This is a genomic window from Variovorax davisae (assembly GCF_030316845.1).
Classification (GTDB): Bacteria; Pseudomonadota; Gammaproteobacteria; order Burkholderiales; family Burkholderiaceae_C; genus Variovorax; species Variovorax davisae.
On the sequence record NZ_JASZYS010000025.1, the window covers coordinates 15,773 to 42,014 of the forward strand.

24 protein-coding genes are annotated in these 26,242 nt (G+C 70.0%); 13 read left to right on the forward strand and 11 right to left on the reverse strand.

The window, feature by feature from the left end; all coding sequences use genetic code 11:
* The first annotated feature begins 60 nt into the window (after positions 1-60).
* The gene (locus tag QTI33_RS34005) at positions 61-1,152 is read left to right on the forward strand and encodes a lactonase family protein (RefSeq protein WP_286511014.1); all 1,092 of its coding nucleotides are present in this window, start codon (positions 61-63) and stop codon (positions 1,150-1,152) included.
* 30 nt (positions 1,153-1,182) lie between these two features.
* Here the strand turns inward: QTI33_RS34005 and QTI33_RS34010 are convergent, their stop codons facing one another.
* Genes QTI33_RS34010 through QTI33_RS34020 form a run of 3 tightly spaced genes read right to left on the reverse strand, consistent with a single transcriptional unit; the run spans position 1,183 to position 4,586 of the window.
* Complete coding sequence (locus QTI33_RS34010) at positions 1,183-1,791, reverse strand: DUF4337 domain-containing protein (protein WP_286511015.1); 609 nt, start codon at positions 1,789-1,791, stop codon at positions 1,183-1,185.
* Positions 1,792-1,848: 57 nt separating this feature from the next.
* Complete coding sequence (locus QTI33_RS34015) at positions 1,849-3,612, reverse strand: SulP family inorganic anion transporter (RefSeq protein WP_286511016.1); 1,764 nt, start codon at positions 3,610-3,612, stop codon at positions 1,849-1,851.
* Positions 3,609-4,586 (reverse strand): LysR family transcriptional regulator, encoded by a 978-nt coding sequence (locus QTI33_RS34020; RefSeq protein ID WP_286511017.1) that lies wholly within the window; start codon positions 4,584-4,586, stop codon positions 3,609-3,611. The genes QTI33_RS34015 and QTI33_RS34020 overlap by 4 nt, the downstream gene beginning before the upstream one ends.
* A gap of 97 nt (positions 4,587-4,683) precedes the next feature.
* On the opposite strand from QTI33_RS34020, the gene QTI33_RS34025 reads away from it, so the two are divergent.
* Positions 4,684-5,940 carry an MFS transporter gene (locus tag QTI33_RS34025; RefSeq protein ID WP_286511018.1) on the forward strand — a complete coding sequence of 419 codons (1,257 nt, stop codon included), beginning with the start codon at positions 4,684-4,686 and terminating at the stop codon, positions 5,938-5,940.
* Here the strand turns inward: QTI33_RS34025 and QTI33_RS34030 are convergent.
* Genes QTI33_RS34030 through QTI33_RS34055 form a run of 6 tightly spaced genes read right to left on the reverse strand, consistent with a single transcriptional unit; the run spans position 5,894 to position 12,853 of the window.
* A complete protein-coding gene (locus QTI33_RS34030; protein ID WP_286511019.1) occupies positions 5,894-7,186 on the reverse strand; it encodes a flavin-dependent oxidoreductase in 1,293 nt (430 codons plus the stop codon). The two genes, QTI33_RS34025 and QTI33_RS34030, sit on opposite strands and share 47 nt — an antisense overlap.
* A gap of 11 nt (positions 7,187-7,197) precedes the next feature.
* Positions 7,198-8,055: an ABC transporter substrate-binding protein gene (locus tag QTI33_RS34035; protein ID WP_286511020.1), complete on the reverse strand. Its 858-nt coding sequence runs from the start codon at positions 8,053-8,055 to the stop codon at positions 7,198-7,200.
* Positions 8,039-9,697 carry a carboxylesterase/lipase family protein gene (locus tag QTI33_RS34040; protein ID WP_286511021.1) on the reverse strand — a complete coding sequence of 553 codons (1,659 nt, stop codon included), beginning with the start codon at positions 9,695-9,697 and terminating at the stop codon, positions 8,039-8,041. Before QTI33_RS34040 ends, QTI33_RS34035 begins: the two co-directional genes overlap by 17 nt.
* A 38-nt stretch (positions 9,698-9,735) precedes the next feature.
* Entirely contained in the window at positions 9,736-11,106 is a 1,371-nt protein-coding gene (locus QTI33_RS34045; protein ID WP_286511023.1) for an MmgE/PrpD family protein, read from the reverse strand.
* 49 nt (positions 11,107-11,155) lie between these two features.
* Entirely contained in the window at positions 11,156-12,127 is a 972-nt protein-coding gene (locus QTI33_RS34050) for a Bug family tripartite tricarboxylate transporter substrate binding protein (RefSeq protein WP_286511024.1), read from the reverse strand.
* 33 nt (positions 12,128-12,160) lie between these two features.
* Positions 12,161-12,853, reverse strand: coding sequence for a GntR family transcriptional regulator (locus QTI33_RS34055; protein ID WP_286511025.1), 693 nt, complete (start codon positions 12,851-12,853; stop codon positions 12,161-12,163).
* Positions 12,854-12,988: 135 nt separating this feature from the next.
* On the opposite strand from QTI33_RS34055, the gene QTI33_RS34060 reads away from it, so the two are divergent.
* Genes QTI33_RS34060 through ydiK form a run of 10 tightly spaced genes read left to right on the forward strand, consistent with a single transcriptional unit; the run spans position 12,989 to position 22,053 of the window.
* Positions 12,989-14,179 carry a CaiB/BaiF CoA transferase family protein gene (locus QTI33_RS34060; protein WP_286511026.1) on the forward strand — a complete coding sequence of 397 codons (1,191 nt, stop codon included), beginning with the start codon at positions 12,989-12,991 and terminating at the stop codon, positions 14,177-14,179.
* Position 14,180: 1 nt separating this feature from the next.
* Positions 14,181-14,990 (forward strand): enoyl-CoA hydratase, encoded by an 810-nt coding sequence (locus QTI33_RS34065; RefSeq protein WP_286511027.1) that lies wholly within the window; start codon positions 14,181-14,183, stop codon positions 14,988-14,990.
* Positions 14,991-15,016: 26 nt separating this feature from the next.
* Positions 15,017-16,003, forward strand: a complete 987-nt coding sequence (locus tag QTI33_RS34070) for a quinone oxidoreductase family protein (RefSeq protein WP_286511028.1) — start codon at positions 15,017-15,019, stop codon at positions 16,001-16,003.
* A gap of 29 nt (positions 16,004-16,032) precedes the next feature.
* The gene (locus QTI33_RS34075; protein ID WP_286511029.1) at positions 16,033-17,004 is read left to right on the forward strand and encodes a tripartite tricarboxylate transporter substrate binding protein; all 972 of its coding nucleotides are present in this window, start codon (positions 16,033-16,035) and stop codon (positions 17,002-17,004) included.
* Positions 17,005-17,034: 30 nt separating this feature from the next.
* Positions 17,035-17,712 (forward strand): GntR family transcriptional regulator, encoded by a 678-nt coding sequence (locus tag QTI33_RS34080; protein WP_286511030.1) that lies wholly within the window; start codon positions 17,035-17,037, stop codon positions 17,710-17,712.
* A 34-nt stretch (positions 17,713-17,746) separates the two neighbouring features.
* Entirely contained in the window at positions 17,747-18,727 is a 981-nt protein-coding gene (locus tag QTI33_RS34085; protein ID WP_286511031.1) for a Bug family tripartite tricarboxylate transporter substrate binding protein, read from the forward strand.
* 14 nt (positions 18,728-18,741) lie between these two features.
* On the forward strand, positions 18,742-19,740 hold the full coding sequence (locus QTI33_RS34090; protein ID WP_286511032.1) for a Bug family tripartite tricarboxylate transporter substrate binding protein: 999 nt from the start codon (positions 18,742-18,744) through the stop codon (positions 19,738-19,740).
* A 31-nt stretch (positions 19,741-19,771) separates the two neighbouring features.
* Positions 19,772-20,596 carry a metal-dependent hydrolase gene (locus QTI33_RS34095; RefSeq protein ID WP_444814926.1) on the forward strand — a complete coding sequence of 275 codons (825 nt, stop codon included), beginning with the start codon at positions 19,772-19,774 and terminating at the stop codon, positions 20,594-20,596.
* 42 nt (positions 20,597-20,638) lie between these two features.
* Positions 20,639-20,866 (forward strand): hypothetical protein, encoded by a 228-nt coding sequence (locus QTI33_RS34100; protein WP_286511034.1) that lies wholly within the window; start codon positions 20,639-20,641, stop codon positions 20,864-20,866.
* A 59-nt stretch (positions 20,867-20,925) separates the two neighbouring features.
* On the forward strand, positions 20,926-22,053 hold the full coding sequence (gene ydiK, locus QTI33_RS34105; RefSeq protein ID WP_286511035.1) for an AI-2E family transporter YdiK: 1,128 nt from the start codon (positions 20,926-20,928) through the stop codon (positions 22,051-22,053).
* Here the strand turns inward: ydiK and QTI33_RS34110 are convergent.
* Positions 22,041-23,045 (reverse strand): MipA/OmpV family protein, encoded by a 1,005-nt coding sequence (locus QTI33_RS34110; protein WP_286511036.1) that lies wholly within the window; start codon positions 23,043-23,045, stop codon positions 22,041-22,043. The two genes, ydiK and QTI33_RS34110, sit on opposite strands and share 13 nt — an antisense overlap.
* A gap of 134 nt (positions 23,046-23,179) precedes the next feature.
* The gene (locus tag QTI33_RS34115) at positions 23,180-23,413 is read right to left on the reverse strand and encodes a hypothetical protein (RefSeq protein WP_286511037.1); all 234 of its coding nucleotides are present in this window, start codon (positions 23,411-23,413) and stop codon (positions 23,180-23,182) included.
* Between the two features lie 56 nt (positions 23,414-23,469).
* Here QTI33_RS34115 and QTI33_RS34120 point away from each other — a divergent pair, with 56 nt between their 5' ends.
* Entirely contained in the window at positions 23,470-26,241 is a 2,772-nt protein-coding gene (locus QTI33_RS34120) for an MGH1-like glycoside hydrolase domain-containing protein (protein ID WP_286511038.1), read from the forward strand.
* Position 26,242 lies beyond the last annotated feature (1 nt).

Consider the following 26,242-nt stretch of genomic DNA (forward strand, 5'->3'; position numbering starts at 1 on the left):
ATATTGCCAAGTTGTACGACAACAGATAACCTCGAACCCAAACAACCGAAGGAGACACCCATGCCATCGCGCACCATGCGGCCCCGCGCCGTCCCCCTGCTGGCGGGCGCCGCCCTTCTCTGGCTGGCGGCCGCGGCCCAGGCCGCCAGCTTCGTCTACGTGGCGAACGCCGACAGCCAGGACATCTCGGTGCTCGAACTCGACCGGGCCCAGGGGCTGCTCAAGCCGGTGGACACCGTCGCTGTCGCCGGGACCGTGATGCCGATGGCGGTCAGTCCGGACAAGCGCTTCCTGTATGCGGCCCTGCGCTCGCAGCCGTTCCGGGTCGCCAGCTTCGCCATCGACGGCGCCAGCGGCCGGCTGCGCAAGCTGGGCGAGGCGCCCCTGGCCGACAGCATGGCCAACATCGACGTCGATGCCACCGGCCGCTGGCTGTTCGCCGCCTCCTACCCGGGGCACAAGATCACGGTCAATGCGATCGGCCAGGATGGCGCGGTCGGCGCCGTGCAGCAGCTGATCCCGACGGCGCCCAACGCCCATGCGATCCATGCCGATGCCACCAACCGCTTCGTGCTGGCGACCAGCCTGGGCGGCGACAATGTCTCCGTCTGGCGCCTCGATGCAGAGAAGGGTGTGCTCACACCAGGCGATCCGCCGCTGGTCGCGGCGGGGCCCAAGTCGGGACCGCGGCACTTCGTCTGGGACCAGGGACAGCGCTTCCTCTACCTGGTGAACGAAGTCGATGCCTCGCTGTACGTCTATGCATGGGACGGCGCGCGCGGGACGCTGCGCGAGTTGCAGCGGACCACGACCCTGCCCGCCGGCTTCACCGGCAAGCCCTGGGCGGCGGACCTGCACCTGACGCCCGACGGCAAGCTCCTCTATGCGTCCGAGCGCACCAGCAGCACGCTGTCGGCGTTCCGGGTCGACCCTGCCAGCGGCCTGCTGCAGCCGCTCGGCCAGACGCCGACCGAGAAGACGCCGCGCGGCTTCGCCATCGACTCGACCGGCCGTTGGCTGGTGGTCGCCGGGCAGGACTCCCACAGCGTGTCGGTGCACGCGATCGATGCGGCGAGCGGCGCGCTGGCCGCCCCGAAGCGCCTCGCGGTCGGCAAGAACCCGAACTGGATCCAGATCGTCGATCTGCCCTGAATCGCAGCGGCGGGCGCGCTGCGCCCGCCCTCAGACGTGAAGCGCGGCCAGGACGCCGACGACGACGCCGATGCCGGCGACCGCCAGCATGCCCCACTCCAGCCACTTCTTGCGCGTCAGCAGCGCCATCGCGGCGAGCGCGATCGAGACCTGGAGCGCGGTCGTGGCCTGGGCCCAGCGATGGTGCTGGTGCATCTGCTGCTCGGACTGCCGGTCCCAGTCGAGCGCGTCCTTCTCGAGCTGCTGGGCGACCAGCAGGATCTCCGCCTTCTCCTGCTCGTAGCGGCCGACCTTGGTCTGCAGCGCCGGCTTGCGCTCGTCCGGGGCCAGGTCGCGCGCGAACTCGGCCAGCGCCTGCTTGGTGCTCTTGGCCTGGTAGAAATTCCACTGGTTCGACGCCTCGGTCTTCTTGATGCCGGCGTTGTTCTTGTAGAGCCCGGCGTTGGCCTGGGTGTGGCCGCCCATGTAGGCGAAGATCGCGCCCACCGTGGCGATGACCGCGGTGCACACCGCGATCTGGCTGGTCATGCTCCTGCCGCCGCTGCCGTGCGCCGGCTCCGGGCCATGCCCGCCTTGCGCGCTCGCGTGTTCCAACTCGTGGTCGTGCGGGCCGTGCACGTGAAAGCCGTTGCCTGACATAGGGTCTCCAGATGGGGAAAGGAATTGGCGCGCCGCGAGTATGCCGAAGCGGCGGACTCAGTCGGGTCGCCCCGGTGGCTCGGCTTCGTCTTCCCAGTCTTCCCACGCCACCGGATGGCTGCGCAGGTAGGTTCGCACGGCTTCGCCGAGCGTCGGGTAGAAAGTCTCGGCGCCCAGGCGTGCGAAGAGGCCGAAGCGCTTGAGCTTGTCCTTGACCGGGTCCTTCATTTCCGCGAAGCAGAGCTCGATGTTCTCGGCCAGCAGGCTGTCGTCGAGTTCGGCCACGATGTCGGCGGCCGTCACGTCGACGCTGGTGACCGGCTCGGCGGCGACCACGACCCAGCGCACCGGGGTGGGCGAGCTCGCCACCGCCGCCAGCACCCGGTCGCGAAACAGCTCCGCGTTGGCGAAGAACAGCGGCGCGTCCCAGCGGAACAGCACCAGGCCCGGGATGCGGGCGGCCTGCGGATAGCGGGTGATGTCGTGGTAGCCCTTGACGCGGTCGACCCGCCCGAGCACCGCCGAATGAGGTCGCCAGCCATCCCAGAGGAATTCGACCACCGCGATGACCACCGCGATGCCGATGCCCGGAATGGCGCCGAACAGCGCGACACCGGCGAAGCAGACCATCGACAGCCAGAACTCCCACTGCTGGATGCGGTAGATGCGCCGCAGGTCGGCGACCTCGAACAGGCCGATGGCCGCGGCGATGACCACGGCGGCCAGCGCCGCGCTCGGCAGGTGGTGCAGCAGGTTGGGCGCCCACAGGAGCAGCGCCGCGATGGCGAGGGCGCCGACCACGCCGGTGAGCTGCGTGCGGGCCCCGGCGGCCTCGGCCACCGGGGTGCGCGAGGCGCTGCTGCTGATGGGCATGCCCTGGAAGAAGCCGGTCGCGAGGTTGGCGACGCCGAGCCCGATCATTTCCTGGTTCGGGGCCGGCGGCATGTGCATCCGGGCCGCATACACGCGCGAGAGCACGCTGGTGTCGGCGAAGGACACCAGCGCCACGGCCAGGCCGCCGAGCAGCACCGGGCCGACGTCGGCCATGCCGATCAGCGGCAGCGCCGGCTGGGGCAGGCCCTGGGGCAGGTCGCCGAGCACCGAGATGCCGGCCCGCGCCGCCAGGTCGAGCCCGGCCGCCGCCACGGTGGCCGCCACCACCGCCAGCAGCACGGCGGGCACGCGGGGCAGGCGCTGCAGCAGCAGGATGCCCGCCAGCGTGCCCGCGCCGATGGCCAGGGCGATGCCGTTCGACTGCCCGGACAGCAGGCCCTGCGCGAAGGCCCAGAGCTGGCGATGCGGTCCCTCGGCCTCGACCGAGAAGCCGAACAGCTTCGGCAGCTGGCTCACGACCACCGTGAGCGCGATCCCGTTCATGTAGCCATAGCGGATCGGCTTCGAGAGCAGCTCGGTCACGAAGCCGAGCTTCGCGAGGCCGGCACCGATGCAGACCAGGCCGGAGACGACCGCCATCGCGCTGGCCAGCGCGACCGCGCGCATCGGGTCGCCCGCGGCCAGCGGCGCCACCACCGCGAGGATCAGCGCCGCGAGGGCCGAATCCGGACCCAGCACCAGGATCCGGCTGGGCCCGAACAGGGCGTAGGCGAGCAGCGGGACGATGGTCGCGTAGAGCCCGTAGATGCCGCCGATGCCCGAGGCCTCGGCGTAGGCGATGCCGACCGGCACCAGCATGGTGGTGAGCACCAGGCCGGCCGTGAGGTCGTGGCGCAGCCAGGCGAGCTGGTAGCCGCGCAGCGTGCGCCAGCCTGGCAGCCAGCGCAGCGGCGCCGCGGCGTCGGTGGGCTTGGGAAGGGGCGTCACGACGGTTCTCCCGGTCGGGCGGCGACTCGATTGTCGGGCACGGCGCCATGGTTCCACTGGAAACGCATGGCCTCGATGAAGCGCTTGAGCTTCGGCGGCTGCAGCCGTGACTGGGGATAGACCAAGTGCACCGGCAGCGCGGCCGCCCGCCATTGCGGCACCAGCTGGACCAGGCGGCCCGCGGCCAGGTCCTCGGCCAGCAGCCAGGTCGAGCCCACGCACACGCCCAGGCCCATCACGGCGGCGCTGCGCAAGGCGTAGAGGCTGTCGGTGCTCAGGCGCGGGCGGATGGCGACGCGGCAGGCCTCGCCGCTGCCCAGGTGCGACAGCACGATCTCGGTGCGGTAGAAGGTGCGCAAGGCGATCCATGGCAGCGCGGCCAGCTGGTGCGCGTGGGTGGGCGCGGGCATGTCTTCGAGCACCGAGGGGGCGGCCACGACGATGCGCGGCACCTCGGTGAGCTTGATCGCGACGACGCCCAGGTCGCTCACTTCCCCGACCTGGATCGCGCAGTCGACGCCCTCGGCGATGAAGTCCGGCCGCCGGTCGTGCAGCAGCCATTCGACGCTGACGCGGGGATGCTGGCGAAGGTAGTCGGCCAGCGGCCCGACCAGCAGCTGCTGGCCGAAGGCGTGCGGTGCCACCACGCGCAGCATGCCCTCGGGCTCGTCGTCGTCGCCGCGCAGGTCCGACTCGAAGGCCTGCCAGCTGTCGATCAGCTCCCGGGCCCGCTCGACGCAGCGCTCGCCGTCCTCGGTCAGCTTCATCGCATGGGTCGAACGGCGCAGCAGGCGCACGCCCAGCAGGCGCTCCAGGGCCTGCAGCCGGCGGCTGACCGTGGGCTGCGTGGTCCGCAGCTGGGCCGCCGCGGCCGACAGGCTGCCCGCCTCGACGATCTGCACGAAGGTCTTCATCAGCTCGATGCGGTCGGAGGCCGCGGCCGCGGGCGATGGCTGAGGGGCGAAGGTTCGCATACGTGAATCGTATAACTATTGTGCGTGCGCCGCGGCTACCAAAGTGCTTTCGATGCCTCCAAACTCCGGTGCATTCAAGAAATCAAGGGTTTTCACCATGTCTTCCATTCAAACAGCGCATGCGACGGCTGCATCCAACCCGGTGACGGCCTCGGCCGGCCGGCTGCCCGCGTCGCTGGTGCTGCTGCTGGCCACCGGCGCCGGGCTCGCAGTGGCGTCGATCTACTACAGCCAGCCGATGCTGGGCGTGCTGGGCGCCGACATCGGGGCATCGAGCCGCGCCGTCGGCTTCATGCCGACCCTGACGCAGCTGGGCTATGCGCTCGGCATCCTGCTGCTGGCGCCGCTCGGCGACCGCTTCGATCGCCGCCGCATCATCCTCGCCAAGGCGGCCGTGCTGTGCGCGGCCCTGCTGCTGGCCGGTGCCGCGCCCGGCATCGGCTGGCTGCTGGTCGCCAGCCTCGCGATCGGCCTGTCGGCCTCGATGGCGCAGGACATCGTGCCGGCCGCGGCCACGCTGGCCCCCGAGGCGCACCGCGGCAAGGTGGTCGGCATGGTGATGACCGGGCTGCTGCTGGGCATCCTGCTGTCGCGGGTGGTGAGCGGCTTCGTGGCCGAGCATTTCGGCTGGCGCTCGATGTTCGTGGTGGCCGCGGCCAGCATCGCCCTGGTCGGCGTCGCCGCCTGGCGCGGGCTGCCGCGCTTCCGGCCCACGACCCAGCTGGCCTATGGCGCGCTGCTGGGCTCGCTGGCCGCGCTGTGGCACCGCCATGGCGCCCTGCGCCGCGCGACCGTCGCGCAGAGCCTGCTGGCGATCGGCTTCAGCGCCTTCTGGTCGACCCTGGCCGTGATGCTGCATGGCGCGCCCTTCCACCTCGGCAGCGCCGCGGCCGGCGCCTTCGGCCTGGCCGGTGCCGCCGGCGCGCTCGCGGCACCGCTGGCCGGACGGCTGGCCGACCGCCGCGGGCCCGAACTGGTGACGCGCCTTGGCGCCGCCCTGGTCGTGCTGTCGTTCGCGGCCATGGCGCTGATGCCGCTGCTGTCGGCACCGGCACGGCTCTGGCTGCTGGCAGCCAGCGCGGTCGGCTTCGACCTGGGCGTGCAGGCCGCGCTGATCGCGCACCAGACCATCGTCTACGGCATCGACCCGGCAGCCCGCAGCCGGCTCAATGCGGTGCTGTTCACCGGCATGTTCATCGGCATGGCGATCGGCTCGGCGCTGGCGGCGCTGGTGCTGCCGTCCTGGGGCTGGCTGGGCGTGACCGTGCTGGCGACCGTCTCCGCCCTGGCGGCCCTCGCCGTGCGGCTCAGCGCACCCGCGCGCCCGGCGCGATCGTCGGCGGCGCCGCGTTGAGGGTCTCGATCGCAAAGCCGGCGGCCGCCTTGTAGCGGGCCATGAAGGCCTCGCGCTCGGCCGCCGGGATGACCTGGTCGATGTCGTCGAAGACCCCGCCGCAGCGCTCGTCGACCAGGCCCAGGATCCCGAAGGGACCAGCGCCGCGGTTGCGCAGCACCAGGGCCGAGATGTCGCCGCACAGCTTGTCGTCGTAGGCCTGCAGGGCGGCGGGGTTCACGCCGTGGGCCAGCAGCGCCGCACCGAGCACCCGCGCATCGACGATCGCCTGGCTGGCGCCGTTGGAGCCCACCGGGTACATCACGTGGGCGGCATCGCCGAGCAGCGCCACGCCGCCGTCGACCCAGCTGGGCACCGGGTCGCGGTCGATCATCGGGTACTCGAAGACCTCCGAGGCGCCGCGCAGCATGGCCGGCACGTCGAGCCAGTCGTAGTTCCAGCCCTCGAAGTGATGGATGAACTCGTCGAGCGCGACCCGGCGGTTCCAGTCGCCCTGTGTCCAGCCCTTGGCGTTGTCGACCGTGATCTCGGCGATCCAGTTGATCGTGGCCAGGCCGGTGGCCGGGTCGGGCGGCGAGATCGGGTAGAGCACCACCCGGTGCCGCAGCGACCCGACGCCGACGAAGGACGCGCCGCTGCGGATCGGCACGCCTTGCGCCGTGCCGCGCCACATGATGGCGCCGCCCCACTGGATCGGCGGCTGCGCCGGGTGCATCTGGGCCCGGACCGCCGAATGCAGGCCGTCGGCCGCCACCAGCAGCGGGCCATCGACCTCCAGCCGCCGGCCGTCGCGGGTCTCGACCAGCGCGGTCACGCCCTCGGCGTGCCGGCGGTAGCCGGTGACCCGGTGGCCCAGCCGGATCGCGCCGGGGCCCAGCCGTTCGAGCGCCGCCCGGTACAGCAGCATCTGCAGCTGGCCGCGGTGCACCGAGTACTGCGGCCAGCGGTAGCCCGCCAGCAGGCCGCGCGGCTCGGTGTAGATCTCGTTGCCGTTGCGCCCGAGCAGGGCCCACTCGCGGGCCTGGATGCCGATGGTGTCGAGCATCCGGGCGTCGAAGCCCAGGTCGTACAGCTCGCGCACGGCGTTGGGCTGCAGGTTGATGCCGACGCCCAGCGGCTGCAGTTCGGGCACGGCTTCGAAGACGATGCAGGGCACGCCGATCTGGTGCAGCGTGAGGGCGAGCGCGATGCCGCCGATGCCGCCGCCGGCGATCAGCACGGGGCGGGGGTCCGGTGAATCAGTCATGGCGCGGATTGTCAGGGAGGCCGGGGTCCGGCCTGGCACGGGCTCGCGCAGGGCGCCACGCCGGCGCCCTCGATGCCGTGCCGGCGCAGCGCAGCCGCCACGAAGCCCGAGGCCTTCATCTCCTCGATGAAGTCGCCGAGCCAGGCCTGGGTCGCGACCCGGCCCTTGGGCACGCCCATGGCCTGCTCGATGACCATGAAGCGCCCCGGCAGCAGCCGCACCCCGCCCACGCGCTTTGCGTCGGCCTCGAGCTGCTGCCTGACGCCGGCAGCCACCTCGAGGTTCTGCGCCAGGAAAACGTCGGTGACTTCGGGCGAGGTCGGCGCGCGCACCAGCGATGCGGCCTTCAGCGCGCGGGTCAGAAACAGGTCGTAGGCACTGCCCCGGCCCACGGCGACGCGCGTGCCGGGGCGGTCCACCTCCTCGTTGCGCTGCAGCGGCGAGCCGTTGCGCACCAGGTAGGCGCCTTCGATGATCACGTAGGGCGCGGTGTAGTCCAGGTCTGCCGCGCGGACCGGGTCGATGGCGACGAAGGCCAGGTCGACCTGGCGCGCCTTGACGGCGTCCACCACGTTGCCCGCCGAGTCGAACGGTACGAGTTCGACCGCCACGCCGAGACGGCGGCCTGCCTCGCGGGCGAGGTCGACCGAGACGCCCGACGGCGCCCCGGCGCCATCCTTGCGGGCGAGGATCGGGTTGCCGAAGTTGATGGCGGCCCGCAGCTGGCCCGCGCTGGCCAGCTCGGCCTTCGCCGCTGCGCTCGTGTCTGGCCGCGGGCCCGCACAACCGGCCAGCAGCAGCCCCGCCGCGGCACACAGGGACCGGCGCGTGGCGTCGATCGACCCGGCTTGGCTAGCGGTCCACGCCATAGAACCTCACCTGGTAGTCGTGGAACAGCGCATTGCGGTTCTCCGCGCGGGTGCCGTGGTATGGCGAACCGCTGGTCGAGCCGGTCGATTTCTCGCCGATCCACAGGTAGGCGCCGTCGTTGGCGCGCTCGCTCTGGCGCCAGTCGGGAAGGCCCGCGCCGTTGGGATCGCCGGTCTTGACGAAGTTGGCCCAGAACGAGGACGCCTGGTCCGCCAGCTCGAAGTCGGCAGGGCTCCATGGGCGCTGGCCGGGCGCGTTGCGCATCGAATCGAGCACGTACCAGAGGTCCGATGAATGCCACGCCCCGTAGTACTCGCGGTCGCGCCCCGGCGTGGGATGGTCGAAGTAGAAGACATAGACCTTGCTGCCGGGGTTCTGTGCCTTCAGCACCGTGCCCGCGATCCGGTTCTGCTCCAGCGCCATGTCGGCCTGGGCCTTGAGGTGCTGGCGGTAGGCATCGCTCCGGGTGGCGGCGGGATACAACTGCTCGAAGCGGTACTTCGCGTAGAGCGGCTCGCCCAGCAGCTTCTTCCAGTAGGCATGGAAATCGGCGATCTCCATCTGCTTGTCCGGCGCGCCATCGAGCGCCGTGCGCTCGTCGGCGACGGTGCCGAGCATGACGTCCACGCCGTCGAGCGCCCCGGGGCGCAGCAGGTCGACCGAAGTCTTCGTCAGCACGGTGCCGTCGATGACCGCGTACCTGCCGCTGGTCGCCGCGAACAGCTGCTCGGCCCGGGCATCGTCCTGGTAGAAATCCTGCGCCGGGATCTTCCGCAATTCATCGAGGCTCTTGCCCGGATAGAGCTTCTCGAACACCGGCGCGGCCGCGGCCGTCTTCTCGTCCAGCGTGACGAAGTTCGCCTTGTCCGGCTGCGCCATCACGGTCGGGCTGCTGTGCATGATGGCCCGCTGGAACAGGCCCTTCGACAGCGGCGTCGACATCAGCGTCCGCACGTTGCGAGAACCGGCCGACTGGCCGGCGATGGTCACCTGGCCGGGATCGCCGCCGAAGGCGCGGATGTTCTGGCGGACCCACTTCAGCGACGCCACGCCGTCCAGGATGGCGAAGTTGCCGGCGCCGTATTCCTGCATGCCGGGCAGGGCGAGGAAGCCCATGAGATTCAGCCGGTAGGCCGGCGTCACGACGATGATGCCCTTGGCCGCCAGCCTGGCGGCGTTGAACTCGACCTCCGAGATGTTGCCGTGCCGGTTGCCGCCGCCGTGGAAGAACACCATCACCGGCAGCGTTCCGCCGGCGGGCTTTTGCGGCGCCCACACGTTCAGGTAGAGGCAGTCCTCGCTGTCCTTCGGATCCTTCGACGGGTCCCAGTAGAACTCGTTGAAGTAGAAGGTGCCGGGCAAGTTGGCGCTGGCGAGCTGAGAGCAGCGGTCGGGCCAGGCGCCGCCTTCGCGCACGCCCGTCCACGGCACGACCGGCTGCGGTGCCTTCCAGCGGTTGGGCCCCACGGGCGGCGCGGCGAAGGGCACGGCCTTGTACAGCGTGACGCCGGCCACGTCGGTGGCCGCGCCCCGGATCTTTCCGCCCTCCACCGACACGGTGGTGTCGGCCGTCTGCGCCGACAGGCTCGAGGCGGCGAACCCCACGAGAAGCAGGACAAGGAACATCGCTCTGGATTTCATCGACGCGTCTCCTCGATGACGTGTTGCCGCCGCGCCGCTCAGGGCCGCGCGAGGCGGGTCAGGGCGCGCACGTCCGCCGCCTGGCCGAGCGACCAGCACGCTGCCAGCAGCTCGGACGTCCGCCCGGCGCCGAGGATGCCGTCCGACAGGCCGTGGAACTTGCGCTCCAGGTCGGCGTCGCTCATCGGGCGCTGCAGCGAGCCGATGGCGTGTTCGACGAACACGTGCTCGCGGCGGCCGTCCGTCAGCACGGCGGTCACGTCGGCGCTGGCTTCGTCGATGCCGTCGTCCACCGTGGCCACGACCTTGCGGCGCAATGCGACCACGTCGGGCCGGTTCACGATGGCGTCGGCGAATTCCTCTTCGGCCGCGCGGCCGAACACCAGGCCGGCGGCACAGCCGTGGTAGACGCTGAACTTGCCCTGCAGGCCGTCGGCCGGCTCCTTCTTGCCGGTGAGTTCGAGCACCAGCGAGTGCACCTTGAGCTCGATGCGCTCGATCTGCTCGGGCTGGACGCCGCGCTCGCGCAGCTGCACGCAGGCGTCGATGCTCGGGTGGATCACGATGCCGCAGGCGAAGGGCTTGTAGCTGTTGAAGGAGATCTCGAAGCGCTCGCCGAGTTCGTCGGTCACTTCGTTCCATGCGTACTTGGTGGACACCACCTGGGCCCAGCCGCGCGGCGCCTCGATCGCCTTCGGGCTCGCGGTGTAGCCATGCCTGGCCATCAGCGCGGCCATCAGGCCGGCGCGTGCCGCGCCGCCGGGATGGAAGGGCTTGGTCATGGTGCCGAACTGCTCGCGCAGGCCGACCGGCTGCGAGGCGGCGATGCCCAGCGCCATCTGGGTGCGGTCGGCGTCCAGGCCGAGCAGGCGCGCGCAGGCCGCGGCCGCGCCCAGCATGCCGGTGGTGCCGGTGATGTGCCAGCCGCGGTCGTAGTGCTCCGGATAGACGGTGTTGCCCAGCCGGCAGGCCACGTCGATGCCGAGCACCAGCGCGTCGAGCACGGCGCGGCCGCTGGCGCCGCTGCGCTCGGCCAGCGCCAGCACCGCCGAAGCCACCGGGCCGGCCGGATGGATGATGGTCTTGAGGTGCGTGTCGTCGAAGTCGAAGGTGTGCGAGCTGATGCCGTTGAGCATGGCCGCGTTCGCGATGTCGACCTGCTCGGCGCGGCCGAGCACGCTGGCTTGCGGCGCGGGCTGCAGTTCCTGCACCGCGGCCAGCGCCGCCTCGACGGCCTCGTGGCGCGCGGCACCGACGGCGCAGCCCAGCCAGTTGAGGAAGGTGCGATGGGCTTCGTGGTCCACCGCATCGGTCCAGCCGCGCGAGGCGTGGCCGGCCACGTACTCGGCCAGGATGCGGGTGACGGGTGGGGCGTTGTGGTCGGCTGCGACCTGGGTATTGCGTGCCATGTGAAAGCTCTTGCTGGAAGGTTGGAGAAAAACGAAAAGATGCGGCGCGCTAGCTGTCGAGTTCGATGTTGCGGTCGCGGGCGAGCTTGGTCCAGCGCGCGATGTCGGCCCGGATGTAGTCGGCGAATTGCTGGGGGCTCATCGGCATCGGCTCGACCGCCTCGACCGACAGCTTCTCGCTCAGGTCCGGCGCCTTGAGCACCGTGTTGAGCGATTCGTTGAGCTGGCGCACCACCTCGGCCGGCATGCCGGCCGGGCCGACCACGCCGTACCACTGCATGGCATCGAAGCCCTTGAGGCCCAGTTCCTCGAGCGTCGGCACCTGCGGCACCGCAGGATGGCGCTTGGCGCCCGTGACGGCCAGTGCGCGCACCCGCCCCGACTTGAGGTGCGGCATCGCCGCGGCGAGGCCCGGGAACATGGCCTGGGTCTGGCCGCCCATGAGGTCGGTGAAGGCGGGCGCGATGCCCCGATAGGGCACATGCACCATGAACACCCCGACCTGCTGCTTCAGCAGTTCCATGGTCAGGTGTGTGAGCGAGCCCGCGCCGGCGGACCCGTAGCTGACCTTGCTTGGATTCGATTTCAGATAGGCGACGAACTGCTTGAAGTCCTTGGCCGGCAGGTCGGCGTTGACGACCAGCACGTTGGGCGTGCCGCCGATCATGCCGATGGCGGTGAAGTCCTTGACCGCGTCGTAGGGCAGGCGGCGCGTGGCGGGTGCCGTGCCGTGGGTGGCAACGTAGCCCTGCATCAGCGTGTAGCCGTCGGCGGGCGCGCGGGCGGTGTTCTGCGACGCGATCACGCCGCCGCCGCCGGCCTGGTTGTCCACCACGAAGGTCTGGTTCAGCACCTTGCCCCAGCGTTCGGTCACGGTGCGCCCGACCATGTCGCTGCCGCCGCCGGCGGACACCGGCACGATGTAGCGGATGGGCTTGTTCGGATAGCCCTGGGCGTGGGCCAGCCCATGCACCCCGATCAGGGTCGGGGGCAGCGCGAGGACGAAGGTGCGGCGTTTCATTTTGTCTTGTCTCCTGGTTTGTCTTGAAGAGGGTCAGCCCGTCAGGCCCGAAAGCCGGATGTAGGCGTCGCCGACGTGGCGTGCCATGCGCCTTTCGCAGCGGGCGACGTCGCCGTCGCGCAGCGCCCGGGCGATCGCCACGTGCTCGGCGATGGAGGCGCGCATGCCCATGTCCTGCGAAAGATTCTTGAGGCGCGAGAGGTGCAGCTTCTGCACCACGCCGCGGTAGGTGTCGGCCAGCGCCTGGTTGCCGCCGGCTTCGACGATGGCCCAGTGGAATTTCAGGTTCTCGCGGTAGTAGCGCTGCACGTCGTGGGCGGCGAAGGCGGCGTTCATGGCCGCGATCGAGGCATCGAGCGCATCGGCCAGCGCGAGGCGGGCCGCCTCGCCCAGCCGCGCGGCGCGGCGGCCGGCGAAGCTGTCGAGCAGCCCGCGCATCTCGTACAGGTCGCGCAGCTCGGCGGCGTCCGGTTCGCGCACGAACACGCCGGCGTGCTTGCGAGCCACCACCAGGCCGGTGCTTTCGAGCTCGCGCAGCGCCTCGCGCACCGGCACCCGGGAGACGCCCAGGCGGGCGGCGATGTCGGGCTCGTTGATGCGCTGGCCGCTCGGCAGCTCGCCGCGCAGGATCATGGCCAGCATGTCGTCGCGGACCAGCTTGGCGAGCGGGATGTCGCCCGCGGCCGGCAGCGGATCGGGGGGGAGGTCGGAGAGCCAGGGCAGCATGCGGAAGTCCGTTGGTGTCCGGTTATCGTATACGAATGGATTTGGAAATGTCCACTTGTTTCTAAAAAGTGTTGACACTTGATCGGGAGATATCAACAATCCAGCCCATTCAAAGGCCCTTCGAGTCCACTCCGCATGCCCCATCTGCCTGCCTCATCCGCCCTGCAACGCTTCCGCGTGATCGACTTGACCCAGGTCCGTGCCGGTCCCACCGCCTGCCGCCAGCTGGCCGACTGGGGGGCCGACGTCATCCAGGTCCAGATGCCCGAGCACATGCGCGGCGACGACACCCTGGGCGGGCAGGACGGCTCCGACTACCAGTACACGCACCGCAACAAGCGCTCCATCACGCTCGACCTCAAGCAAGCCGACGGCATCGCGACCCTGCAGCGCCTGATCGCGAAGGCCGACGTGGTGGTCGAGAACTTCCGCCCGGACGTGAAATTCCGCCTCGGCATCGACTACGAGACGCTGGCGGCGGACAACCCGCGCCTGGTCTACGCCAGCATCTCCGGCTTCGGCCAGTCGGGCCCGCTGGCGACGCGGCCCGGCTTCGACCAGATCGCGCAGGGCATGGGCGGCCTGATGTCGGTCACCGGCCTGCCGGGCGACGGCCCGGTGCGCGTGGGCATCCCGATCGCCGACCTGTGCGCCGGCATCTTCGCGGCGCAGGGCATCCTGGTCGCCCTGCTGGAGCGCGAGGCCTCCGGCAAGGGGCAGTGGCTGCACACCTCGCTGCTGGAGTCGATGGTCTACATGATGGATTTCCAGACCTCGCGCTACCTGATCGACGGCGAGGTCGGCCACCAGGCGGGCAACTTCCATCCGACCAGCATTCCGACCGGCGTCTACAAGGCCCGCGACGGCTACCTCAACATCGCCGTGTTCGGCTCCAAGATCTGGGAGCGCTTCTGCCAGATCCTCGGCGCGCCCGAGTGGATCACCGACGAGCGCTACCACGACAAGCCCTCGCGCTCGGTGAACCGCGACGCGCTGAACGCCGAGATCGACCGCCGCCTGGCGGCCCACGACCGCAGCCACTGGATCGCGCAGTTCAACGCCGGCGGCGTGGCCTGCGGCCTCATCAGCGACATGCGCGAGGTCTTCGCCGAGCCGCAGATCGAGCACCTGGGCATGGTCAAGGAAGTGGTGTCGGAGCGGCTCGGCCGGCAGCGGCTGGTCGGCCAGCCGATGCAGCTGGAGCGCACCCCCAGCACCATCGCCCGCGCGGCCCCGCGCCGCGGCGAACACACGGAGGAAGTCCTGCGCGAACTGGGCATCGGCGCGGACGACCTCGCCCGCATGCAAGCGAACGGAGTTTTCTGACATGACCCATCCCACCTACGCATCCACCACCGAGCGGGTCCAGACCTGGCTCGACGGCAGCACGCTGCACATCCGCTTCAACAACCCGGCACGGCACAACGCGCTGTCGGTCGACATGTGGGAGGCCGTGCCGCCGTTGCTGCGCCTGGCGCAGGACGACGACCGGGTGCGCCTGGTCGTCTTCTCCGGCGCGGGCGAGAAGGCCTTCGTCTCGGGTGCCGACATCTCGCAGTTCGAGGACATGCGCGCCGCCCGCGAGGCCGTGACCCGCTACGAGGCGATGGCCGAGGAAGCGCTGATGAGCATCCACGACTTCGCCAAGCCGACGCTGGCCTGCATCCGCGGCTGGTGCATCGGCGGTGGCGTGAACGTGGCGATCAGCTGCGACATCCGCATCGCGGCCGACGACGCGGTGTTCTCGATCCCGGCCGCGCGGCTGGGGCTGGGCTACCGCTATTCGGCAATGAAGAACCTGGTCGACCTGATCGGCCCCGGCGCGGCCAAGGACCTGTTCTTCACCGCGCGCCGGATCGACGCCGCGGAAGCGAAGGCGCTCGGCCTCGTGACCCGCGTTGCCACGGTGGCCGGGCTCGATGCGCTGCTGGCCGAGTACACGCGGGCGCTGGCCGACAACGCCCCGCTGACCGTGGCGGCCGGCAAGGCCATCACGCGCGAGATCCTGAAGCCCTCGCCGGAACTGGACCAGGCCCTGTGCACGGCCCTGATCCGCGGCTGCTTCGAGAGCGCCGACTACACCGAGGGCCGCACCGCCTTCATGCAGAAGCGCAAGCCGGTCTTTACGGGCCGCTAGACACCGATCAACGAGGAGATCCCACGATGCAGTCCTACTGGATGCAGATGACCGACGCGGCGACCGTGCTGGAGCTGCGCGAGACGGCCCCGCCGCAGCCCGGCCCGCAGCAGCTGGTGCTGCGGATGCACGCGGCGTCGCTCAATCGCGGCGAGTTCGTGGCCGGCCATGGCCTGCACGGCCAGCCCGGCAGCTGGAAGGCGATCGGCGGGGAGGGCGCCGGCGAGGTGGTCGCGGTCGGCGCCGGCGTCACGCGCTTCAAGCCGGGCGACGCCGTCATGGGCCGTTGTTCCGGCGCGTTCTCGGAGTACGCGCTGATGGAGGAGATCGAGGCGATGGCCAAGCCGGCCAGCCTGTCGTGGGAGGAGGCGGCCTGCGTCGCCCTGACCTTCCTGGTGTCGTACGACATGCTGGTGCTGCAAGGGCGGCTGCAGCCCGGCGAGTGGGTGCTGATCAACGGCGTGTCGTCCGGCGTCGGCGTCGCCTCGCTGCAGCTGGCCAAGCTGCTGGGCGCGCAGGTGATCGGCACCTCGGGCTCGGAGCACAAGCTGGCGCGGCTGAAGCCGCTGGGCCTGGATCTCGCCGTCTGCACGCGCGCCCCCGATTTCGGCGCCGCGGTCATGCAGGCGACCGGCCAGCACGGCGCCGACCTGGTCATCAACACGGTCGGCGGCACCGTCTTCGCGGAGAACATCCGGGCGATGGCCTTCGAGGGCCGGCTGGCCACGGTCGGCTATGTCGATGGCGTGGTGCAGGCCGAGCTCGACCTGGCGGCGCTGCACGCGAAGCGGCTCACCGTGTTCGGCGTCTCGAACAAGCTGCGCAGCAAGGCGCAGCGCGCGGCGGCGATCCCCGCCTTCGTGCGCGACGTGCTGCCGCACATCGCCGCCGGCCGCATCCGGCCGCAGATCGACCGGGTCTGCGACTTCGCGCAGCTGGAGGAAGCCAAGGCGACGATGGAGAGCGGCGGCCACGTCGGAAAAATCGTGCTGCGCATGCCGGCCGCCGCCTGAGCCCCAGAACAACAAAAAGGAGACAAGACATGGACATCAAGAAGATCGCCCTGGCGCTGGGTCTGTGCGTCGTGGGCAGCGCCGCCTGGTCGCAGCCCGGGGACTATCCGAGCAAGCCGATCCGCCTGGTCATCGGCTTCGCCCCCGGCGGCGCCGCCGACTACGTGGCCCGGGCCATGAGCGTGGCCTTCGGCAAGGCGCTCGGCCAGCCGGTGGTGGTCGACAACAAGCCGGGCAACGGCTCGAGCATCGCGGCCGAGCTGGTGGCCAAGTCGCCGGCCGACGGCTACACCTTGCTGATCGCCAGCCCGAGCAGCATCTCGGTCAATCCGGCGCTCAACCCCAAGCTGGCCTACACGGCGCGCGACCTCACGGCCGTGACCAAGATGACCACCTCGCCACTGGTGCTGGCGGTCAATCCCGCCACCGGCATCCGCTCGGTCAGCGACCTGATCGCGGCGGCGAAGAAGGCGCCGGGCCAGCTCAACTACTCGACCTCGGGCAATGGGTCGGCGCCGCACCTGGGCGCCGCGCTGTTCAGCCAGGTCACCGGCGTTGAGATGACGCACATCCCCTACCGCGGCGGCAGCCTGGCGATCCAGTCGGTGATGGCGGGCGACACCCAGCTCACCTTCGGCACCTCGCCCTCGGTGCTGCCGATGGCCAACGCCGGCCGGCTGCTGGCGCTGGCCGTCAGCACCCGCGAGCGCTCGCCGCTGGTGCCCGGGCTGCCGGGCATGAAGGAGGCGGGCCTGCCCGACTACAACCTCGAGTTCTGGTATGGCATGTTCGTGCCGGCCGGCACCCCGCCGGCGATCGTGCAGAAGATCTACAAGGCGACCATCGCCGCGATGGAAGACCCGTCGGTCAAGGCCTCGCTGGCGCGCGACGGCACCGAGGTGTCGCTGTCGGCGTCGCCAGAGCAGTTCAACCGCTTCCTGGCCGAGGACGGCAAGTTCTGGGTCAAGCTGGTGAAGACCGCCAACGTCAAGGTGGAATGATCCGTCCGCCGTAAAAGGTAGGATTTGCCCATGCCAACTCCTTCCTCCAGCCCCCGTGGCGCCGGCCTGTCGCATGCCATCGTGAGCGAGCTCAAGCAGCTCATCTACAGCGGCGAGTTCAAGCCCGGCGAGCGCCTCAACGAAGCGGCGCTGGCGCTGCGCATGGGCACCAGCCGCGGCCCGATCCGCGAGGCGATCAAGGTGCTGGCCGGGCTGGGCCTGGTCACCGCCGTCGCCAACCGCGGCGTGTTCGTGCGCCAGCTCTCGCTGCGCGAGATGCTCGAGATCTACGAACTGCGCGCACTGGTGTTCGGCTACGCAGCCGACCGGGCCTGCGAGCACTTCACCGACGAGCACCGGAAGCAGATGGAGGCGCTGCTCGACGCCATGGACGCCGCCTGCGAGGCGGAGGACGGCACGCTCTACTACGAACTCAACCTGCAGTTCCATTCGCTGATCCTCGAGATCTCGAACAACCGCCGCGCCCACCAGGCCTACGACGACTACGTGAAAGAATTGCACCTGGTGCGCCGCAAGTACTTCAACGCGCCCGGCAACATGCGGCGTTCGAATGCCGAGCACCGTGCGATCTTCGATGCCATCGTGGCATCGAACAAGGCCCGCGCCCGCGCCGCCGCCGAGCGCCACGTGCATGCCGGCAGGGCGCGGCTGTTGGCGAATTTCGAGGCGCCGCTGCAGGGCCGCTGAGCCGGCGCAAGCCCTCGACCACCTGGAACCGATCATGACAACCATCACCCGTCGACTCGTCCTGGCCCAGGCCGGGCTGCTCGCCCTCGGGGGCCTGAAGCCCGCCGGCGCCGCCGAGGCCTTTCCCTCGCGGCCCCTGAAGATCTACGTCGGCTACAGCGCCGGCGGCGCGGTCGATGCGATCGCGCGTTCGGTCGGCCAGCGGATGGCGGCCATCCTCGGCCAGCCGGTGGTGGTCGAGAACAAGCCGGGCGCCGGCACCAACATCGCGGTCAAGTCGCTGATCGGCAGTCCGCCCGACGGCTACACCCTGCTGCTGGCGGCGAATGCGCTGGCGGTCAACCCGTCGCTGTTCCAGCCGCCGCCCTACGACCTGGAGCGCGAGCTGACGCCGGTGGCCCTGGTGGGTCGGGTGCCGGTGGTGTTCGCGGTGCGCGAGGGCTCGGCGTTCAAGACCCTGCAGCAGATGGTGGCCGCCGCCAAGGCCAAGCCGGGCGCGGTCACCGTGGCGACGCCGGGCAACGGCTCGACGCCGCACCTGGCCATGGAGCTGTTCCAGCACACGGCCGGCCTGTCACTGCGCCATGTGCCGTACAAGGGCGGCGCCCAGGCGCTCACCGATGTGCTCGGCGGCCACGTGGACGTGGTGGCGGTCAACGCGCTCGAAGCGCTGCCGCTGGCCAGGGGCGGCAAGCTGCGGGTGCTGGCCGTGATGAGCGCCGAGCATTCCGCGGTGCTGCCGGGCGTGCCGACGGTCGCGGAGTCCGGCTTTCCGGGCTTCGAGGCCAGCGTCTGGTATGGCTTCGTCGCGCCGGCCGGGCTGCCGAAGCCGGTGCTGGCGCAGCTGCATGCCGCGGTGCAGAAGGCGATCGAGTCGCCCGAGGTGCGCGAGCAGCTGGCGGCCGCCGGCGGGCTGCCGCTGCCGGGGCCGACCGAGCGCTTCGAGCAGCTGCTCAAGAGCGATGCGGCCCGCTACGGCAAGCTGATCCGCGAAGCCGACATCAAGCCCGAATGAAGACAGGAGAACGCATGACACCAGGCATCACCCGCCGCCAGGCCTGCCTCGCCGCGGCCGGCGGCGCGCTGTGGAGCGCGAGCCGCGCGGCCATGGCGCAGCAGGGCTATCCGGGCCGGCCGCCGCACCTCATCGTGCCGTTCACGCCGGGCGGGTCCTCCGACGTGCTGGGCCGGGCGATCGGGCAGGAGCTCGGACGCGCGTGGAACCAGGCCGTCGTGATCGAGAACGTGCCCGGCGCCGGCGGATCGGTCGGCGCCGAGAAGGTCGCGCGCGCGCCCGCCGACGGCTACACGCTGCTCATGGGGCACATCGGCACGCTGGCCGTCAACCCCTCGCTCTACCCCAAGCTGGGCTACGACCCGCTGCGCAGCTTCGCGCCGGTGGCCTGGGTGGCGCGGGTGCCGAACGTGCTCGTGGTCCATGCCTCGGTGCCGGCGCGCACGCTGGCCGAGCTGATCGCGCTGGCCAAGGCGCGTCCCGGCCAGCTGGCGTACGGCTCCGGCGGCAACGGCAGCGCCGCGCACATGACGATGGAATACCTCAAGCTGCAGACCGGCGCCTCGTTCCTGCACATTCCCTACAAGGGCACCGCGCCGTCGGTCAACGACCTGCTGGCCGGCCAGGTGCAGCTGCTGTTCACGGGTGCGCCGGCGCTGCTGCCGCACATCAAGGCCGGCAAGATGCGCGCCCTGGCGGTGTCGAGCCCACGCCGCATCGCGCTGCTGCCGGAGGTGCCGACCGTGGCCGAGAGCGGCGTCGCCGGCACCCAGGGCTTCGAGGCCGACCAATGGTACGGCGTGGTCGCGCCGGCCGGCACGCCGGCGGAGATCGTCGCGCTGCTCAACCAGCAGATCAACCGCTCGCTGGGCTCGGCCGAGGTCGGCGCCCGGCTGGCCGCCGAGGGCGCCGAGGCCACGCCGGCCACGCCGCAGGTGTTCGGCCAGCTGATTGCCAGCGAGATCCAGCGCTGGGCGCGCGTGATCAAGGCCGCCCACATCACCGTCGACTGATCGACAGACCCCCCAACCCAGGAGAAAGAAGATGAGTTTGCTGTCCAGGTTCCTGCAGGTCGTGCTTCTCGCGGCGCTGTGCCCGTTCGCCATGGCCCAGCAGCCGGCCGCGGGCAAGACCGAGGTGCTGTGGCTGGGCCAGTCGGCCTTCCGCATCACCACGCCCGGCGGCAAGGTGATCGTCACCGACCCCTGGCTGCGCCAGAACCCGGTGACGCCGGCCGAATACAAGAACCTCGAGGCCCTCGGCAAGGTGGACCTGCTGCTGGTCACCCACGGCCACTTCGATCACTTCGCCGATGCTCCGGCGCTGGCGCTGATGCACCAGATCCCGATGTATGCGCCCGGCGACATGAACCAGACCGTGGGCCTGCTGGGCATCCTGCCGGCGAACCTGGTGCCGCGCTTCAACAAGAGCGGCACGATCAACCCGCTGCCCGGCATCAAGGTGACGATGGTGCGCGCCGAGCATTCGTCGGTGATCGTCTGGAAGAACCCGGCCAGCGGCAAGGACGAGGCGCATCCCGGCGGCGAGCCGGTGGGCTACATCATCGAGCTCGAGAACGGCTTCCGGATCTACCACATGGGCGACACCGGCTTGTTCGCCGACATGAAGTTCATCGCCGACTACTACAAGCCCGACCTGGTCCTGATGCCGATCGGCGGCCACTTCACCATGGGCCCGGCAGACGCCGCCTATGCCACGCGCGAATGGCTCCGGCCCAAGGCCGTGATCCCGATGCACTACGGCGCCAATCCGCTGGGCAAGGGAACCCCGGAAGAATACGTGCGCGCGCTCGGCGACGCGGCGCCGCGCGTGCTGGCGCTGAAGCCCGGGGAGAAGGCGCTGTTCTGAAGCCGGTGTAGAGTCGCCCTCCGATCCGACACGGGGGAACTCATGGCAAGAACAAGCGACTGGGCGGCCAAGGTGCTGACGCTGCTCAAGGGCGGCAATACCGACGCGGCGATTGCGCAGATCCGGGTCGCGCCGACCGTCAAGGACATCCAGGCGCTGCAGGCGGCGCTGGTCCTGGCCAGGCTGTCCGGGCGCTGGCGCGATGTCGACGAGACCATCCGCCAGAGCATCGACGCCTTGTCGGCGCCGCGACTGCACCGCTCGCCCTGAGCGCCGCGCCGAGCCGGGGCTCGGCTACGATGGCGCCTTCCGCACAGAGGTGACGCTCCATGACAGACACGCGACCGGACCTGGCCAAGATCACGTTCAGCGTGTTGACCATCGTCTTGCTGATCGGCTCCTCGCTCTGGATCCTGCGGCCCTTCCTCGGCGCCACCATCTGGGCCGTGATGGTGGTGGTGGCGACCTGGCCCGCGCTGCTCTGGTTCGAGGCCCGGCTGTGGGGGCGCCGCAGCCTGGCGGTGCTGGTGATGGTGCTGATCCTGCTGCTGCTCTTCGTGCTGCCGCTGACGATGGCGATCTCCACCATCGCGGCCAACGCCGACGAAGTCATCGCCTGGTTCAAGCTGCAGATCAGCAAGGGCCCGCCGCAGCTGCCCGACTGGGTCGCCAGCGTGCCCTTCGTCGGGCCCAAAGTGACGCTCGCCTGGGACGAACTGGTGGCCTCGGGCGTGGCGGGCATCGAGGCCAAGGTCACGCCCTATGCCTCGCGCGTCACCGGCTGGCTGTTCTCGCAGGCCGGGGTGGTGGGGGCGCTCACCTTGCAGTTCCTGCTGACCGTGGTCATCGCCGGCCTGATGTATGCCCAGGGCGAATCGGCGGCCGTCGAGGTCCGGCGCTTCGGCCGCCGGCTGGGCGGTTCGCGCGGCGAAGATGCGGTCGTGCTGGCCGGCCAGGCGATCCGGGGCGTGGCGCTCGGCGTGGGCGTGACGGCGATCGTCCAGGCCGTGGTGGGCGGCATCGGCCTGGCGATCGCCGGCGTGCCCTTCGCGGCCCTGCTCACCGCGGTGATGTTCATGCTGTGCATCGTGCAGCTCGGGCCGACGCTGGTGCTGGCGCCGGCGACGATCTGGGTCTTCTGGAGCGGCTCGACCGGCTGGGGTATCTTCCTGCTGGTGTGGACCGTGATCGTCGGCACCATGGACAACTTCCTGCGCCCGTGGCTCATCAAGCGCGGCGCCGACCTGCCGCTGCTGCTGATCTTCGCCGGCGTGATCGGCGGCCTGCTCGGCTTCGGGCTGGTCGGGATCTTCGTCGGTCCGGTGCTGCTGGCGGTTTCCTACACGCTGATCAACGCCTGGCTCGACAGCGCCGACCAGCCGGTCGTCGAGGCCGGGACGGATCCGCACCCACCCGCGCCTTCGCGCGACGCCAGCGTCCGCGGTCAGAACCTGTAGGAAGCGAAGATGCCGTAGGTGGTCTGCGTCTTGTCTTCCGTGATCGGACTGCGTTCGGCGTCGCCTTGCAGCCAGGCGACGGCGACGCTCGCGCCAAGACCCCACTGGGCATTCAATTGATACTGGGCCCCGACGGAGAAGCGCAGCGTATTGACGCCGCTTCCCGCCCGGTACGGGGCAACGCCGGCGATCAGGCTTTGTTGGGCGTTGATACCGTAGAAGGTCTGGGTGTACTTGCCGTTGGCCCAGGTGACGCCGGGCCCGGCGGTCAGGACCAGCCTTTCGTTGACCAGGTACCGCCCTTCGAGGTCGACGGCGATCCGGGTGCCTTGATCGTTGCCCCCGATGTCGGAGACCAGGAAGCCCCGGACCGTCAGCCACTCGTAGGTGTACGCGGCGAACACGCTGCCCAGTGCCGTCTCGGAAATATCGCCCCAGCCGCGGAGGATCGGTGCGTCGGATTCCTTGCGCGGCTTGGCCAGTTCCCCGCCCAAAGCCACTCCGAAGCGCCAGGCGTCGTTCTGGATGAGGTTGAAGCCCACGCCGAATGGAAAGCCGGCCCCCGGCGTGCCGCCGAGGAAATAGCGCCCATAGTTGGCGGTGACCAGCGGCACGGCCACGGTCTGGGCATCGCCGCTGCCGGGATACCGGGGGCGACTGAAGACGCCGAGCCCGGCCGAAAAGCGCCAGGCGTCATCGGCCACCGGGTCCAGCCGGGGCTGGGCCGGCGCGTCTTGCGTCGTGAACATGGCGGCGACCGTCGCCGCCAGAAGGATGAGGCGAGCGCCAATTTTGCGACTGAGGATCATCGGGCGTGTCGGGTAAGACGAGAAAATGGTGATCGGGCGGGGTGCAGCGTAGGGGGCGTTTCGGTTTTTGTCACGCCGCACATTCAACGATGCGTGGTTGATCACATTGGTTTTGTTGACAATGTTTCGCCGACCGGTGGACTCGGCATTCCGAATGTCGACAAGAACGATGGCTGCACTCAAGAACACAGGTCCCGAACAACCCGCCCGGCCCAGACAGCCCCTTCGTCAGCTGATGACGCTGCCGGAGCAGATCGCCGAGCGCATCTTCACGGCCATCGCCGACGGCGACTACGAAGGAACGCCGGCGCCGGCGGTCAGGCGCCGGTGGCGCCGGCGACCTGCCGCGCTTCGAGCTGCCTGATCGCCTCGCGCTTCGCGAACGCCTGAGGGAGTTCGGCCTCGACGCGGGCCAGTCGCGGACGTCGGAGGAGCTGGCGAAGTCGCTGCTCGCCGACTGCGAGCGCATCGGCACCGTGCTGAAGTCGATCGATTTCAAGCCCGAGCAGGCCCAGGATGCGGTGCGCCGCCCCTTGCGGAGCCTGGGCCAAGTGACGAAGATGCGTCGAATCCCCCCCATTGGCACGGGGCTCGAGGAGACCATCCCATGGGCATCGACGCAGCAGAGAAGCAACGCCTCGACGACGCGCAGGCGAACCGGGCGGATTGGAAGAAATGGGGCCCGTACCTCAGCGAGCGGCAATGGGGCACGGTCCGCGAGGACTACAGCGAGAACGGCGACGCCTGGAACTACTTCTCCCATGACCAGGCCCGCTCGCGCGCCTACCGCTGGGGCGAAGACGGGCTGGGCGGCATCAGCGACGACCACCAGGTGCTGTGCTTCGCGCTGGCGCTGTGGAACGGGCGCGACCCGATCCTGAAGGAGCGCGCCTTCGGCCTGGCCAACAGCGAGGGCAATCACGGCGAAGACGTGAAGGAGTACTACTTCTACCTCGACTCGACGCCCACGCACTCGTACATGAAGTACCTGTACAAGTATCCGCAGGCGGCCTATCCCTACGGCGACATCGTCGCCACCAACCGCAGCCGGGGCAAGCACGAAGCGGAGTACGAGTTGCTGGACACTGGCGTGTTCGACGACAACCGCTACTTCGACGTCTTCGTCGAATACGCGAAAGCCGCGCCGGACGACGTGCTGGTGCGGATCACGGTCTTCAACCGCGGCCCGGAGGCGGCGTCACTGCATCTGCTGCCGACGCTGTGGTTCCGCAACACCTGGTCGCAGCCGGGCGGCGGCTCCAAGCCGACCATCGAACGCCTGGGCGCCACGGGGGCGTCCGTGCGCGCCCGCCATACCGATGCGCTGTTCCTGGAATCGCTGGGCAGCTACGAGCTTCATTGCGACGCCGAGGTGCCGCTGCTCTTCACCGAGAACGAAACCAACAACGCCCGGCTGTTCGGCGGGACCAACGCCTCGGCCTTCGTCAAGGACGGCATCGGCAACTTCGTCGTGCACGGCGACAGAGAGGCCGTCAACCCGGCGCAGCGCGGCACCAAGGTGGCCGCGCACTACCAGCTCGACGTCGCCGCCGGGCAGTCGCGGGCGGTGCGGCTGCGCCTGAAGGCCAGCGAGGGCGGTGCCCCGGCCGGCCCCTTCGGGGACTTCGATGCCGTCTTCGCGGCCCGGCTCCAGGAGGCCGACGCGTTCTACGCCTCGCTGACGCCTCCCGCGATCCGCGATGACCCCGACCGCGCGAACGTCATGCGCCAGGCGCTGGCCGGCATGCTGTGGACCAAGCAGTACTTCTACTACGACCTCGACCTCTGGCTCGACGAGCATGGCGCGGGCACCCAGCTTCCGCTGTCGGAGCGCCGCCGGGTGCGCAACAGCGAGTGGGGCCACATGTTCAACGACGACATCATCTCGATGCCCGACAAATGGGAGTACCCGTGGTACGCCGCGTGGGACCTGGCCTTCCACATGATTCCGCTGGGCATGGTCGACCCCGACTTCGCCAAGCAGCAGCTCGACCTGATGCTCCGCAACGACTACCTGCATCCGAACGGCCAGCTGCCGGCCTACGAATGGAACTTCGGCGACGTGAATCCGCCCGTGCACGCCTGGGCGACGATGCAGCTCTACCTCATCGACAAGGAGCGCCGCGGCGGGCAGGGGGACGTCGAGTTCCTCAAGTACGCCTTCTCCAAGCTGCTGGTCAACTTCACCTGGTGGGTCAACCGCAAGGACCGCACCGGTGCCAATGTCTTCGAGGGCGGCTTCCTCGGCCTGGACAACATCGGCGTGTTCGACCGCTCGTCGCCGCTGCCCACGGGCGGCTACCTCGACCAGGCCGACGGCACGGCATGGATGGTGTTCTTCAGCCAGCAGATGCTGCGCATCGCCGTCGAGCTGGCGCTGGAGGAGCCGCTGTACGAGGAGTTCGTCGAGAAGTTCTTCCAGCACACGCTGTTCATCGCCGGGGCGATGGACCGTGTCGGCGACCGGCACGACGAGATGTGGGACGAAGAGGACGGATTCTTCTACGACGTGCTGCGCCTGCCGGACGGCAACGCCACCCGCCTGAAGGTGCGCTCCATCGTCGGCCTGTTGCCGCTGGCCGCGGTGGCCGTGTTCGAGGAAGACATCCTCCAGAAGCTGCCCAGGTTCGGCGACCGGGCCCGCCTGTTCCTGGCGCGCCACCCCGAACTCGCGGCCCGGATGCATCTGCCGCAGCAGCCCGGCGTCGCCAAACGCCGCATGCTGGCCATCGTCGACGAGCAGAAGCTGCGCCGCATCCTCGGTCGCATGCTCGACGAGAACGAGTTCTTCGGCCCGCATGGCATTCGCGCGCTGTCGCGCGTCCATCTGGCGCACCCCTACGTCTTCGAGCACGCGGGGCAGTCGTACCGGGTGGCTTACGTGCCCGGCGATTCCGACTCGGGCATGTTCGGCGGCAACTCCAACTGGCGCGGGCCGGTGTGGATGCCGATCAACTTCCTGCTCTACACCTCGCTGTTGCGCCTGTACGCCTACTTCGGCGAGGATTTCAAGGTCGAGTGCCCGACCGGCTCGGGGCAGATGAAGACCCTGCTCGAAGTGGCGAAGGAACTGGGCGAGCGGCTTGCGCGGATCTTCCTGCGCGACGGCGGCGGCGCCCGGCCGGCGTACGGCGCGGCGTCGAAATTCCGCGACGACCCGCACTGGCGCGACCTGTTGCAGTTCTTCGAGTATTTCCATGGCGACACCGGGGCTGGCATCGGCGCCAGTCACCAGACCGGCTGGACCGGCTGCGTGGCCCGCGTCATTCAGCTCAACGCCGTGCTGAGCCGGGACCTGCTGCTGATGCCGGGCGCGGAGGCCGCGGCGGCGCGGGCGTTGCACGGCAGGCAAGGGGCCGGACGCGACAGCCGGCGGTGAT

What these genes read in the sequence shown, in the direction of transcription:
- QTI33_RS34100 (WP_286511034.1), top strand. Translation starts at nt 20,639, where the DNA reads ATGGCAAGAACAAGCGACTGGGCGGCCAAGGTGCTGACGCTGCTCAAG.
- QTI33_RS34095 (WP_444814926.1), top strand. Translation starts at nt 19,772, where the DNA reads ATGAGTTTGCTGTCCAGGTTCCTGCAGGTCGTGCTTCTCGCGGCGCTG.
- QTI33_RS34055 (WP_286511025.1), bottom strand. Translation starts at nt 12,853, where the DNA reads ATGCTGCCCTGGCTCTCCGACCTCCCCCCCGATCCGCTGCCGGCCGCG.
- QTI33_RS34070 (WP_286511028.1), top strand. Translation starts at nt 15,017, where the DNA reads ATGCAGTCCTACTGGATGCAGATGACCGACGCGGCGACCGTGCTGGAG.
- QTI33_RS34035 (WP_286511020.1), bottom strand. Translation starts at nt 8,055, where the DNA reads ATGGCGTGGACCGCTAGCCAAGCCGGGTCGATCGACGCCACGCGCCGG.
- QTI33_RS34075 (WP_286511029.1), top strand. Translation starts at nt 16,033, where the DNA reads ATGGACATCAAGAAGATCGCCCTGGCGCTGGGTCTGTGCGTCGTGGGC.
- QTI33_RS34020 (WP_286511017.1), bottom strand. Translation starts at nt 4,586, where the DNA reads ATGCGAACCTTCGCCCCTCAGCCATCGCCCGCGGCCGCGGCCTCCGAC.
- QTI33_RS34080 (WP_286511030.1), top strand. Translation starts at nt 17,035, where the DNA reads ATGCCAACTCCTTCCTCCAGCCCCCGTGGCGCCGGCCTGTCGCATGCC.
- QTI33_RS34010 (WP_286511015.1), bottom strand. Translation starts at nt 1,791, where the DNA reads ATGTCAGGCAACGGCTTTCACGTGCACGGCCCGCACGACCACGAGTTG.
- QTI33_RS34025 (WP_286511018.1), top strand. Translation starts at nt 4,684, where the DNA reads ATGTCTTCCATTCAAACAGCGCATGCGACGGCTGCATCCAACCCGGTG.
- QTI33_RS34005 (WP_286511014.1), top strand. Translation starts at nt 61, where the DNA reads ATGCCATCGCGCACCATGCGGCCCCGCGCCGTCCCCCTGCTGGCGGGC.
- QTI33_RS34120 (WP_286511038.1), top strand. Translation starts at nt 23,470, where the DNA reads ATGGGCATCGACGCAGCAGAGAAGCAACGCCTCGACGACGCGCAGGCG.
- QTI33_RS34065 (WP_286511027.1), top strand. Translation starts at nt 14,181, where the DNA reads ATGACCCATCCCACCTACGCATCCACCACCGAGCGGGTCCAGACCTGG.
- QTI33_RS34050 (WP_286511024.1), bottom strand. Translation starts at nt 12,127, where the DNA reads ATGAAACGCCGCACCTTCGTCCTCGCGCTGCCCCCGACCCTGATCGGG.
- QTI33_RS34040 (WP_286511021.1), bottom strand. Translation starts at nt 9,697, where the DNA reads ATGAAATCCAGAGCGATGTTCCTTGTCCTGCTTCTCGTGGGGTTCGCC.
- QTI33_RS34060 (WP_286511026.1), top strand. Translation starts at nt 12,989, where the DNA reads ATGCCCCATCTGCCTGCCTCATCCGCCCTGCAACGCTTCCGCGTGATC.
- QTI33_RS34030 (WP_286511019.1), bottom strand. Translation starts at nt 7,186, where the DNA reads ATGACTGATTCACCGGACCCCCGCCCCGTGCTGATCGCCGGCGGCGGC.
- QTI33_RS34085 (WP_286511031.1), top strand. Translation starts at nt 17,747, where the DNA reads ATGACAACCATCACCCGTCGACTCGTCCTGGCCCAGGCCGGGCTGCTC.
- QTI33_RS34045 (WP_286511023.1), bottom strand. Translation starts at nt 11,106, where the DNA reads ATGGCACGCAATACCCAGGTCGCAGCCGACCACAACGCCCCACCCGTC.
- ydiK (WP_286511035.1), top strand. Translation starts at nt 20,926, where the DNA reads ATGACAGACACGCGACCGGACCTGGCCAAGATCACGTTCAGCGTGTTG.
- QTI33_RS34090 (WP_286511032.1), top strand. Translation starts at nt 18,742, where the DNA reads ATGACACCAGGCATCACCCGCCGCCAGGCCTGCCTCGCCGCGGCCGGC.